Here is a 12,876-nt window from a genome sequence, read left to right as displayed (position 1 = left end):
TTATGATCGCGCCTGACCCCGAAACCGAACCTGCCAACCTGAAGTTGTCTCTCATGTTTGATCAGAACGCACTGCAACAGCTGTCTCAGCTCAAATCCAACCTTCGCTCGGAGAAGGACCTGGCTCAAGGAACCGTGCGCACCACTACCCGTCGCTTTGCGTTCGTCCACCTCGATGATGGGCGGGATGCCTTTCTTCCGCCCGATGAAACCATGAAGGTCATGCCCGGTGATCGGGTAGAAGTCCAACTGACCACCAACCGCAAAGATCAACTGGAAGCGCAACTGGAGCGACTGCTGAGCAGCGAATTCACCACCTTTGTGGGTCGCTATCGCGTCAAGGGCAAGGCCCATTTTGTGGAGCCTGACGTCCCCCAGTTTACCCGCTGGCTGTTTATTCCTCCAAATCAGCGCAAAGGCTTCGACGATGGCGACCTGATTCACTGCAAACTCAGCCGCCATCCATTTCATCACGACGGCAAGGCCCAGGTCACCATTCTCAGCGCCATTGGCAAGCCCGGCGAGCCTGGCGTGGAAAGCCGCTACATCACCGCGAAATTCGAACTGCCGACGGACTGGTCCGATAAGGCCCGGGATCAGGCCCAGGCCATCAACCTGACGCCCATTACCGCAGATGACCACCAGGAAGACCTGACCGATCGCCCCTTTGTGACCATCGACGCCGAAACCACGCGGGATATGGACGATGCGGTTTACCTGGAGGCGCGCGAGGACGGCTGGGACCTCTGGGTCGCCATTGCCGACCCGAGCCGCTACATCGAACCGGGCACCCCCCTGGACCAGGCCGCCGCAAGCCGGGCCAGCACCGTCTACCTGCTGGGCCAGAGCGTGACCATGCTGCCGGCGGAGCTGTCCCACGACACCTTTTCGCTGGTGCCGGATCAGCGCCGCCCGGCCCTGGTGTGCCAGATGCGCATCCAGCAGGACGGCACCATTACCGACTACCGGTTTTCCGAGGCCCTGATCCGCTCTCACCACAAGCTGAGCTACACCGGCGTCACCGAGCTGCTCGACGGTGGGGACGCCCCCGCTGACTTGCCCGCCGAGCGGGTCGAGATGCTCAAAGCCCTGTACGCCTGCGCCACCGCACGCAGCGACTACCGTCATCAGCACGCGTTGATGATGGAAGACCGTCCGGACTATTACTTCGTCCTGAACGATCAGAAGAAAATCGAACGCATCGAGAAACGCGAGCGCACCAAGGCGCACCGGATTGTAGAAGAGTCCATGCTTGCCACCAACATCTGTGCGGGAGAACTGTTCACCCGGCACCCCGGGCAGGGCATTTTCTCCAACCACGTCGGCTTCCGCCCGGAACGACTGGACGATGCCGTCAGCCTGTTGAACGAAGACGTTCCGGACTACGAGGTGGGCGACCTGACCGCGCTGCGTCACTTCCAGCAGTTGCTGCGCGATCTGCGGGTCAACCCGGACAATACTCCGGAATTCGAGTCCCTGCTGCCTATTGTCCAACGGATGCTGCAGGCCGCCTCCCTGTCCGCCGATGCCAGCGAGCACTTTGGTTTGGGCTTTCCCCATTACGCCACAGTCACCTCGCCGATCCGGCGCTACCACGACTTTTACAATCACCGGGCCATCAAGCGGATACTGCGCGAGCAACCCGCCCAGCCACCGGAACCTGCGCTGCTTGAAAGCCTGCAGAGTCAGCTTCAGAAAGGCCGTCAGGCCTGTCGTCAGTTGGAGCAGTGGCTGGCCTGTGATTTTGTGCGCGACAAAATTGGCAGCGTACACACGGGCACCATCGCCCTGGTGAACTCCATGGGCTTCGGGGTGCGTCTGGACGATTGGGGTATTGAAGGTTTTGTCCGGTTGGCCAAAGATGACGTCAAGCCGGCATTTGATTCACGGCGCCTGAAAATCACCCATGAAGCCCAACAGTACCAACTGGATCAGCAGGTGCATGTGATCATTCAGGGCGTGGACGATGAACGCCAGCGGGTAATACTGGAGGTGGTTGATGAAGCCACCGCCGAGCGGTTGAAAGCCTGGACGGACGCCCCCGCTTCCGCGGAGTAAATCACGCCCATCTCAGGAAACCTGAGGCATAAAAAAAACCGGCCGCCAACAGCGTTGACGGCCGGTTTTTTTATTGACGATTAAAAGGTCGCGCGCACGCCCAGGGAGTACCGGGCTTCGTACTCGTACTGCCAGGCGAACTGATCTTCAAATTCGAGGTAGTACTGCTCCTTTTCATCGGTGATGTTGGACGCGTTTAAGAACACATTGACCGCGTCATTGATATCGTAACTGGCCGACAGGTCCACATAGCCGGTCGCCTCCTGCCACAGGGCGCCATTACCCCAAGTCTGGTTGTAACCCGCCACACGCTCGCTGCGGTAGTTGTACGCCACCCGTGCCTGGAAGGGACCGGACTCGTACCAACCCACCAGGTTGAACACATGCTCGGAGTTATCCTGGAACGGCAGGTCGCCGCCATTGAGATCCTGATTGCCAGACTCGCTGGGTGAGTAGGTGTAGTTCACGTCCGCACCAAAATCCTCCAGCACACTGTCATACAGGAAGTCACCGAAGGCGAGCTTGGCACTCAACTCGAGCCCTTTCAGCTCACCGCCGCTACCCTGAACACTGGTGGACACTTCCACTTCCCGACGCACCACACCGTCCTGGTCCGGCAATGCCATCTGCACCGAACCGCTCTCGATGAAACTTTCGACATCGATGTAGAACAGGCCGGCACTCAAGGCACTGGCGGGCCCCAGGTAGTATTCCAGCGACAGATCGTAGTTGTCCGCGCGCCAGGGATCCAGCTCCGGGTTACCGTCGGAGTTGCCACCTATCACGATAAACTGCTGGTACGTATCGCTACTCGCCTCACCATCGATAGCGTAGTTGGGAGCCAGTCCCGCACCCCACTGGGCCAGATCCAGCGGCGCCATCGTCTTGGTGGCCGCGGCACGCAATACCCACTCGTCGGTCAGATCAAAACGCAGGTTCAACGAGGGCAACACATCGCTGTAAGAACGCTCGGTACTGACCTGGCCCAGGAACTCGTTGGCGGCACCATAGGGTTGTGGGCTGCCCACCTGGTTCTGATCCACGGTGAGGTCGGTTTCCACCACCCGCACGCCAACATTACCGCTCATGATGCCGCGGGAGAAATTGGCTTTGACGTAAGTGCTCATCTCATCCAGGTCGACCCCATAGGAACGCCCCGGATTGATCGCCCGGCGGGTGCCCGGATACAACTGGTTGTGTACACCTTCCACGTCATCCATGTACTCCGGATTGACGGTCCAGACCGGCGGTATGCCCGTGGCACTGCCAAAGTCGCTGACCTGAATGGGATCGAGGCCGGAGATGGGAGTGGGCACACCGGCGGTGTAATACTCGCCGTCCTCACCGTAGGTGCAGGCACCTTCGATACCGCCGCCATTCAAAACCACGTCGGTGGCCTTCCACTTCACATCGCAACCACCCACCGGCGAGAGTAGATCAAACTCGAAGTTGTCCACGCTGCGCTGGCTGTAACGCACCCCAAAGTCCACGCTATCGAGCATACCGCGAGCAATTTCGTAGCTTCCGTCAAAGCGGACCACATCCACATCCCCTTCGCGCAGGAAATTGTTCTCTGAGGCGAAAGCACCCAGCGAATAGCTGTTCACATCGTCTACATAGCTCTGCAGACTGCGGCTGGCGATACCGGCCTGAGGTTGACCATCGCGATTCAGGTTGGCGTTGTTGTCCCAACCGCTCCAGTGCGGGTTGTCCCCCTGGTAGTTCACGGTGAGCACCGGCCAGCCCTGATAGCCATCCGGATTGGTCTGCAGGCGCCCGTCCGCGCAGTCGCCCTGCTCCCCGGCGGTACCCGCCGGGTAAAGCTGGCAGTCCACACCCCACTGGCTGCCATTGGCCAGGTCGATATCCATGTAGCTGTTCAGTTGCTCCTGTTCGGCACTGCCACTGACCAACCGCGCGCTGCCGGTAAAGGCGCCACCGTTGTCGTAATTCAGCTCCAGATTGAAGTTCTGGGATTCCGCTTCGGTCACGCCCACATCCGAGTAGGACTTCAGACGCATGCCGTTGCCGGTAAACTCCTGAACGGTGTGCAGCTCCCCGCCGCTCATCTCAACCCCTTTGGGTGTACTGATGCTCGGGTAGGCCCAGCCCCACCGGTTCCACTTATCGGAAAAGGCGACGCCCATCTGGCGATCGTAGTCTTCCATTTTGGTGTAGAAGGCTTCGGCGACCAGCTCAAAACCATTCCCCAGATCCGCCTGGAACGCCGCATTCAACCCGTCGCGCTCACGCTCGGAGGCTCGGTTGAACGCCGAGTGGCCCTGATAGGCCCAGAACGTATCGCCAACCACGCCGTTATCGTTCACATCCACACCATCAGCGGTCACCCGATCACCCATGCCGCCAAGCTGCGTATCGGCGCTGACCCAACTGTATTCCGCTCCATCGCGCTCCGACGCAAAACCGGTCCAGCCGGCATCGCCATTCATGCCCGAGTAGGTATTGGCCAGGTTGGAGGTCTGATGAGCGAACGACACCAGAAAGCCCACCGTGTCGGTGCGCCAGTTCGCCAGGAAGTTCACGGAAGGATCGGTTTCACCGGTTTCCTTGCCCCGCCCGACTTGCGCTGCCCCGGAGAGGGCCCAGCCATCGTCAAACCCGCTATCGAGCGGGCGATAGGTTTCCAGATTGACCACGCCGCTGATGCCACCCGGATGGTTGGCGGCCGTCTGGGATTTGATCACCTGGGTGCCGGAAAACAACTGTGAGGGAATGTCCGAATAATCCGGCTGGACCGTGGTGATGGAATTGGCCCCCAGATAGGACTCGCCGTTCAAGGTGGTGGAGACCTGACCCAGGCCTCGAATGTTCAACGATCCCCCTTCCCCGGCGTTGCGGCGAACCTGAACACCGCTGATGCGCTGCAGGGAGTCGGTGATGGTTACATCCGGCAGCTTGCCAATATCTTCCGCTGAAATGGCATCGACAATGGAGTCGGAATCGCGCTTGACGTTGACCGCCGTTTCCTGGGCGCTGCGGACACCGGTGACGATCACCTCCTCCAGCATTTGCATATTGTCCTGCGCCAGCGTCGGCGCAGCCAGACTGCCCGCCGCGCAGGCGGCCATAACCGCCGGCAGGAATCGCTTCTGAAAAGACGTTGTTCTGGATGACATGGAACTCTCCTATCACTTGCTTTGGGTTTTTATATCGGTCCGAATACCCGGCCAGCGTCGGGGCTGAACCCCGGGGGTGACGCTAAAATGATCATCGATACTCATCAGAGTCGCACCAAAATGTGGCACTAAATTCATCTTATAGGCTTAAATCGATGGCTTTCTGACCATTTTTGGGCGAAATAGGCCGTGTTTCGGACCCCTATCAAGCTACCTGAATACCATTTTTGTAACCGATTACAGGCGAAAGTGAGCATATTACTAATAAAACCCGAGTGCAACCGCTTTACACTTTTTTGTATTTGGAGCCGCCAAAACGGCGTGGGACGTGAGAAACGAAGGAGAGAGGCGCTCCCAGGAAGAGCGCCAGACGTCACCCGGCCACTGTACTTGGCCGGGTGACGTGAGAAGTGAATCCCTCGCTGAGTGCGAGGCAGAGGCTGAGCTTTATTACAGGGGTTTGATCGTTATGTTTCTGAACTCAACGCCCTGCCCTTCGGATTGCAGGGCAATGTAACCCCGGGTCAATGGCTGCCCGTCGACTTTCAGTTCCGGGTCATAACCACTGACCACACCGCCACCGATCTGCGGCTGGGTGTACTCAAGTACGTTCTCGCCATTGACCCGGTGAACCACCCGCGAGTCGCCGTAAACAACCAGCTCACCCTCAACCCACTCACCGGGCGGATAGGTCGCCGAGGTGGAGTTGATGCAGTGGCGCTCATCAATCTTGCCTTCATACACCACGTCCGTACCCGGGGAGCACATATTGCCGGTAGGGCGCGGGTTGCCATCGTCCCGATCTGCCAGCATCTGGTACTCCACGGAAATGGGCCAATCCTGCTCTTTCAGAATGGTGTTCGGGTCCTGAGCATGGAACATGATGCCGCTGTTGCGGTAGGCATAGCCCGGTGCATCCTCGAGCCACTGATCCGTAAACCGGTACTCGAATTTCAGGTGATAGGACGAGAACGGCTGCTCGTAAAACAGGTGGCCAAAGCGCTCGCCAAAACCGTCCTGGTAACCATCATAATTGACCTGAATCACGCCATCCGCCACCCGGAAGGTATCGGCGTAATTATCCCCGACCTCATGGTGATGGATTTTGACCACCCAACCATCCAGGTCCTTTCCGTTGAACAGCGACTGCCACTCTCCGGAGTCCCGGTTCTGCTCAGTGGCACTGCAGGCCGTCAGCCCGACAAAAAGCAAGGCACCGGCGGCTCGGCCCGTTACCCGAATCAGGTTGATGCGGTTATTTAAAAACTCCATGGCACGCTCCTTTAGTTACGTGGCAATTACGCGACCGAATAGTCAAACACAACAATGTCTGCCACCAGCGGCACAAACTCCGCCTTAAGCGCGTCATGCTCCGGATGAGGCAGGTAGCGCTGCCGTGCCTGCTCATCGGCAAAGGTCATCAAAACAGCGTGGGTGAAACCCTGATTCAACCCTTCGGGGCTGTCATTGAGCCCCCACTCCACCGCTTCGACCCCCTCCACCCGGGTGGTCATGGCCTCAAACAGAGCACGGACCTTCTCGATTTCCGAAGCGGTTGCCTCCGGTTTGAATTTGACCAGCAGAATATGTCGGATCATGTATTGTCCCGTGTAAATAAAATCGATGACAGGCGCAGCACCTCAAGTGCACGCGGCCCCTATAAGTCCATCAGCCTTGGCAAAAACAGGGTGACCTCCGGAACCAGTGCAATCAGGATCAACACCAGAACAATGATTCCATAGAAGGGCATTAGCGACGGAAGTATCTTCTCAACCCTCTCATTGGCGACACTGGCGCCCACATACAGACCGCTCCCCACCGGAGGCGTGATGGTGCCGATACTAAGGTTATAGACCATGAGGATACCGAAATGTACCGGGTCCACGCCAATCTTCAGGGCGATGGGCAACAGTATGGGGGTAAAAATCAGGATCGCCGGGCCAATATCCATAAAGGTGCCAATGATCAACAGAAACAGCGTAATGATCAACAACACCATCACCGGGTTTTCCGAGAGCCCGAGAATTACACTGCTGATCAGATCCGGAAGCCCGGTAATCGCCATGGCAAAGGACATTGCCGATGAGGTTCCCAACAGGAACATGATGATGCCGGTCATCACCAGTGACTGCACCAGAATATTGCGCAGGTCCCCAAAGGACACCGTGCGATAAACCACCATGGTCAGAAAGGCCGTGTAGGCTACCGCAACCGCCGAGGCTTCAATCGCGGTAAACACACCGCCGACGATACCGACCACCACCACGATGATCAGCAACAGGCTGGGCAGCGCCTCCATCGTGACACGCCACGCCACGCCCTTCTCCACCAGTACCACGGAGCGATAGCCCCGGCGACGGGCAATCACATAGGTCACCAGCATGCACCCTGCACCCCAGAGCACTCCGGCCACCAGGCCGCCCGCAAACAGCGCCGCAATCGACGTACCGCCGCTGGCCAGGGCATACAGAATGAACGCGGTCGTCGGGGGAATGAGCATCCCCGTGGGCGCCGAGGCGATATTGACCGCCGCGGCAAACGGGTTGCTGTAACCCTCTTTCTTGCTCATGGGCACCATAACGCCACCAATCGAGGTGGACGCCGCAATGGCGGACCCGGAAATGGCCCCGAACATCATATTGCCGGCTATATTGGTGTGGGACAGAGAGCCGGGAATACGCCCGCTGAACAGCTTGGCAAAATTCACCAGCCGCATTGCGATGCCCCCGGAATTCATGATCACCCCGGAGAGAATGAAAAAGGGCACCGCCAGCAGAGAGAAGCTGTCCAGGCTGGAAAATATTTTCTGCGCTGTGGTGAACAGCGCAACATCCATGGGCAACACCGAGGCGATGGTGATCACGGAGGACACCGCGATACAGATGCCAATGGGAATACCCAGGACCAATAAAAACGCAAAAGACCCGATCAATAACAGCGCCGCATCAAACATCCTGTGGTGCCTCCTCGTCCGAGCGCAACTCTTTTTCCAACAGATCGATGCAATTCAACACGCTGTACACCGCCAGAATTCCCCCGGCCAGCGGTAAGGCCGAGTAAACATACCCCATGGCCAGCCCCAGCGATGGCGACACCTGGTTCATGGTGATGCTGGTGGCGTTGTATCCGCCCTGGACGAGAATAAAAATGGCGAACGCCAGAAAGGCCAGCTCGATCAGTATCTGCCAGTAGTGTTGCCAGTGAATGGATACCTTGTCCGAAAACAGGGTAAAAGCAACATGCTTGCGCAGACCGGCCACATAGGCCATTGAGAGCATGGACACCCAGACCAGTGAAAAACGCAGAAACTCCTCCGAATAGGTGCTGGGAGCCCCCAACAGATAGCGACTGATAATCTGCCAGCAGGTCATTGCGACCATCACCAACAACCAGACACTGCACACCACCTCAACCACACGGTCCATCACGGTTCGAATCCCGTTGATCAAGCGCATACCCTACTCCGTCTCATCTGCTGTGGACCTGATTTCGCGGTAAAGCGAATACTGCTCGGGATACTGTTTCAGGGCCTCATACATGGGCTCAACCGCCTCGCGGAACGGCGCGAGCTTGACGTCAATAAAGTTCACCCCGAACTCATCAATCGCCAACTGCCGGGTTTCCGCCACGGCCTCGTTCCAGGCCTGCTTCTGAAACGCAATCGATTCCGCCATGGCCTCATACACCGCCGCCGTCTGCTCATCGTTGAGCTTGTTCAGCGTCATATTGCTGATGACCACCACATCGGGAATCCGTGTATGCATGGTGTAGGTGTAGTGCTTGGCGATTTCGGCGTGTCGGGCAATGGTCAGGGCAAACTCGTTGTTCTCCGCCCCGTCGAGGATGCCCTGTTGCATGGCGGTGTACACCTCGGCCTGGCCCATGGCCACCGGAACCGCCCCCAACAGGCGCATCATCTCGATGGCCGCCTCGCTCTGCATGACCCGAATCTTCCGTCCCTGAAGGTCCTCCACGGAGCGAATCGGGTCATCTTTCACGTAAAAATTGCGTGAGCCGGAGTCGTAATAACCCATACCGACAAACCCGTTCTGCCGGGTGGAGGCATAGATGGGCTGCATGATGTCGGGATTGTCCATAACCCGGTAAAAATGCCCGGTATCCTCGAACAGGAAAGGCATGGAAAACACACCGTAGATGGGTGAAAAACTCTCCATCAGGCCGGCGGACACCTTGGTGATATCCACCGCGCCCACCTGCAGCAATTCCACCAGCTCGCGCTCACCGCCGAGCTGGCTGTCCGGGAAAAAGCGGACCTTCACCTCGCCTCCGGTTTTTTCCTCAATCCGCCGACCGAGCAGGTGCAGGGCATCAATCACCGGCTGGCTGTTCTGGGCATAGGCGATAAACAGGGTGGTACCACGGGTTGCGCCGGAGAAAATGCCGGAGGCCGCAATCACGGCAACCGCCAGGGACGCGATAATGCCCACGCAGAGCGCTTTCAGCGCCCGGGACAACGGGGGGCGAGCTGTCATTATTATTCTCCTACCATCAAGAATACATCGGCAGAATACGAGCCTTTACAGACGAAACGGGCGCCAACTTGATTTCATTATAAATCATTTTCGATCAAATTTAGGCAATTGTAACCCAGAAAGTGCGTGATTGAAATATAGTGAAGGCTAAATTATCGGAAGGAAGCGCAGCGCACCCTGAGCATCATGCAGCGCGATGCCGGTAACCGGGGCGAACGTTCGAGTAGACGCTCAGCGCGGTGACCGTCACCAGAATCAGCAGCAGCCCGATCGCGCCGCGGTAAAACGACACCACCAGCGGCGCCCAGCCCTCGCGGGTAAGCACACCGCCAATACCGCCGGCCAGCCCCCAACAGAGCGCTGCCAGGGCGACAAAGACCGGGCTGAGAAAGGTTTTTTAAGTCAGCATCACTCAATGGTACGCCAGCAGCTGCCGCTGGCAAAACAGCCGTTTTTGACGCCAAATCTCAGGCGCTTTTCACATCATCGATCAACTCGCGGTGCACACAAACCGCCGTGTTTCTGGGCCGAACCGTCAGCCCTCTGCCTTCAAGATGAGCGCGGGTAAACGCCGCCCCAAAGAGCAGAATCATCGAGGAATAGTTCACCCACAACAGCAGCAGCGCCAGCGACCCGGCGGCACCATAGGCGGACGCGGTCGCGGTATACGCCAGATAGATCGCAATCAACGATCGTCCGACCGTGAACAACACGGCGGTAATAAACGCACCGAGCACCACATCCCGCCAGGACAGCACGACATCCGGCAGAATCTTGAACATCGCAGAGAACAGCGCCGTTACCACAAACAGCGACAGAAACAACTCCAACCCGACCATGGCCCAGCCGGGCACCGGCAACCACTCCTCCGCGAACGCCATGATGGTACGCAAGGCCACGGACAACAGCAGTGAGACCAGCAGAACAAAGCCGATGGCCAGAATGATAGTCAGCGACAGCAGGCGGCTTTTGATAAAGATCCACACGCTACTCCTCGAAGGCCTAGGTGCGACGCTCCAGATCCCATTCAGGGACTGCTGCATCTGGGCGAAAACCGTGGTGGCCCCCAGTATGGTGGCGACGATCCCGATCAGCGCCGGCCAGATACCACTCTGGTCAATCTGGGAATTGACCACGGCCGTCTGAACCACCCCGGCCGCTTCCGGACCAATCGTCCCCTCCAGTTGTTCAAAGAGCTGCCCCTGAACCGCCCTCTCCCCGATCACCAGCCCGACGATCATGACGACCACCACCAGGACCGGCGCAATGGAAAAAACGGTGAAAAACGCCAGTGCGGCGGCATAGATGAAGGCCTGGCTCCCCAGCCAATACTGGATCGCGGCAAGGAAGATGCCGAGCCAGTGTTTTACGGGAGCGGGAAGCTTGTCCTGAAGAGTCAAATCCATGGTGCGGGGAACCTTTGCCTTTAAATCAGTATTGAGAAGTTACTACACAGTATAGGTGCTATTCGGACGAGGGTGCTCCACCGCTTTGCCACGCTCGTGTGCGTTGCCTCGTCAAGTACTGATTGCAGCGGTAAAAGTGAGCCGATTACCAAATGGGTCGACAATCGACATACCTTTGCTACCCCACGGCATTTATCGCACGCTCAAATGCACTAGCGTTTTCTAGTTTTCCCAGTGTTTCAGGATCGGGCAAACAATCTACATCCACAAATTTCACTAACTCGGGAACCGGATCGCAGAACAAAATATCAAGTGATAGACGATCCATACCATATATCCCTCGATGAATCATATTGGCATTAAATACCAGAATATCCCCTGCATCTAAGCTAACTCTTACTCCAGCAGCGAGGTTTTCATAGTTTTTACGACCATTCTGCTCCAAGCGCACATCGAGCTCTTCATTTCTATCCCAGCGTCTATGGGTTCCAGGTATCAACTCGACACCTGGTTCATCGAATAACGGGACTCGAAAATGAATGACATTTGGCCCCAGAAGCGCTTCCCTCTGCTCTTCAACGGACATATGGTATTGAGGATCCCTATGCCAATAATTTCTCTGGGTTTCATTCACCGGATCAAAAAACAGCTGGGTATTCATGAACGTGGAGCAACTGCCCATTATTGACGTCACCACATCCATCAGTTTAGCTGAACCGATGAACTTGAATAGTGACTCTCTTTCAGCCTCCTTCAAGTGCTTTTTGGCTGTCAAATACGCAGAGTTTATCGCCTTTTCAGCGTAAATCTTGGAATTTTCCTGTCTCCATGACTGATGAAACTGAACGATCACTTTCCGTAGCACCTGCAGCTCACTATCTTCAAAGATGCCTCTGAGAACGAGATAGCCATTTTCGTTGTAATATTTATTCATAAATAGTTCAAAGCCCGGATCTAGGGCAGCACCCCTAGCGCTATAAGGCTCTCCCTACCCAGTTGAATCCGCTTTTCGGCATCGGAATCATCAATGATATCGATATTCACGGCGAAGCTGTAAACCTTACCCTGCTTCACGACCCACCCGATCCACCACCCGATCTCGGGATCCGGGGCATCGGTCCAACCAGTCTTGGCATGCAGTGCCCAGTCTTTGCCCTGCTCTACCAGCGTTATATCGCGGACCTGCCCTTGAAGATCAACCGGGTATGGGAGCTTGTTTTGAGCCAGGTCAGCCAGAAAAAGGACTTGCTCGACAGCCGAAATCGTGAGCGGGCCGACCAGCCAAAAATTGTCGACCTCGGCCCCGATCTCTCGGTTACCGTACCCCATCAATGAAATATTCTCAGTCATCCGCTCCCGCGTGATTCGGCGAGCAAGCCCTTTGTAAACGGGCACATTTGAAATGGGCAACGCATCACGCAGTGACATATCCTGTTCCCATGAGGAATAGGGCTGGGGCTCCCCTCCGTATGGCAAAACCTCGTCTACGTCAGCAACCACTCCCTCGGCGAGCCCGATGAGCGTGTGTGGCACCTTGAAAGTTGAAGCAGGTATAAATCGCGTTTCAGCACGGGCCCGATCAAAACCCACGAGCTTATCCTCCGCCACATCGTATAGCACAAAGGTCCCTGCCACCTCAGCATCAGAAAACAACTTTTCAATGTCCGCGCTATCCGTCCACTCGGCAGTAAACCCATTGCTCGATGCCATCAGAAGGACTGCGGCAACTATTATTTTCACTAACGTCTCTCCAGACTTAAATAATAAGCGATACCTAATGCCC

At 56.8% G+C, this 12,876-nt stretch carries 11 protein-coding genes; 1 reads left to right on the top strand and 10 read right to left on the bottom strand.

The genetic code is table 11. The features are described from left to right. Positions 1-2: 2 nt before the first annotated feature. A complete protein-coding gene (locus N645_RS0101550) occupies positions 3-2,057 on the top strand; it encodes a VacB/RNase II family 3'-5' exoribonuclease (RefSeq protein ID WP_238559177.1) in 2,055 nt (684 codons plus the stop codon). Positions 2,058-2,137: 80 nt separating this feature from the next. On the opposite strand, the gene N645_RS0101545 is transcribed toward N645_RS0101550, so the two are convergent. The 10 genes from N645_RS0101545 to blaOXA form a co-directional block, all read right to left on the bottom strand. Next, a complete protein-coding gene (locus N645_RS0101545; protein ID WP_036159756.1) occupies positions 2,138-5,194 on the bottom strand; it encodes a TonB-dependent receptor in 3,057 nt (1,018 codons plus the stop codon). 450 nt (positions 5,195-5,644) lie between these two features. Then, positions 5,645-6,466 carry a DUF1080 domain-containing protein gene (locus N645_RS0101540; protein WP_024459751.1) on the bottom strand — a complete coding sequence of 274 codons (822 nt, stop codon included), beginning with the start codon at positions 6,464-6,466 and terminating at the stop codon, positions 5,645-5,647. Between the two features lie 26 nt (positions 6,467-6,492). After that, positions 6,493-6,792, bottom strand: coding sequence for a Dabb family protein (locus N645_RS0101535; protein ID WP_024459750.1), 300 nt, complete (start codon positions 6,790-6,792; stop codon positions 6,493-6,495). Positions 6,793-6,851: 59 nt separating this feature from the next. Continuing rightward, positions 6,852-8,147 carry a TRAP transporter large permease gene (locus N645_RS0101530; protein ID WP_024459749.1) on the bottom strand — a complete coding sequence of 432 codons (1,296 nt, stop codon included), beginning with the start codon at positions 8,145-8,147 and terminating at the stop codon, positions 6,852-6,854. Beyond that, entirely contained in the window at positions 8,140-8,649 is a 510-nt protein-coding gene (locus tag N645_RS0101525) for a TRAP transporter small permease (RefSeq protein ID WP_051174219.1), read from the bottom strand. Before N645_RS0101525 ends, N645_RS0101530 begins: the two co-directional genes overlap by 8 nt. Before the next feature lie 3 nt (positions 8,650-8,652). Next, positions 8,653-9,687, bottom strand: a complete 1,035-nt coding sequence (locus N645_RS0101520; RefSeq protein WP_081665787.1) for a TRAP transporter substrate-binding protein — start codon at positions 9,685-9,687, stop codon at positions 8,653-8,655. 184 nt (positions 9,688-9,871) lie between these two features. After that, positions 9,872-10,012 (bottom strand): hypothetical protein, encoded by a 141-nt coding sequence (locus N645_RS18235; protein ID WP_202960759.1) that lies wholly within the window; start codon positions 10,010-10,012, stop codon positions 9,872-9,874. Positions 10,013-10,154: 142 nt separating this feature from the next. Then, the gene (locus tag N645_RS0101510; protein ID WP_024459746.1) at positions 10,155-11,093 is read right to left on the bottom strand and encodes a YihY/virulence factor BrkB family protein; all 939 of its coding nucleotides are present in this window, start codon (positions 11,091-11,093) and stop codon (positions 10,155-10,157) included. 178 nt (positions 11,094-11,271) lie between these two features. Beyond that, positions 11,272-12,027: a phytanoyl-CoA dioxygenase family protein gene (locus N645_RS0101505; protein WP_024459745.1), complete on the bottom strand. Its 756-nt coding sequence runs from the start codon at positions 12,025-12,027 to the stop codon at positions 11,272-11,274. Positions 12,028-12,047: 20 nt separating this feature from the next. Continuing rightward, positions 12,048-12,833, bottom strand: coding sequence for a class D beta-lactamase (gene blaOXA / locus N645_RS0101500; protein WP_024459744.1), 786 nt, complete (start codon positions 12,831-12,833; stop codon positions 12,048-12,050). Positions 12,834-12,876: the final 43 nt, after the last annotated feature.

It is taken from the genome of Marinimicrobium sp. LS-A18, assembly GCF_000463525.1.
In the GTDB taxonomy this organism is placed as follows: Bacteria; Pseudomonadota; Gammaproteobacteria; order Pseudomonadales; family Cellvibrionaceae; genus Marinimicrobium; species Marinimicrobium koreense.
Note: the sequence above shows the minus strand (reverse complement) of the source record. Positions and strands in the feature narration are given on the sequence as shown.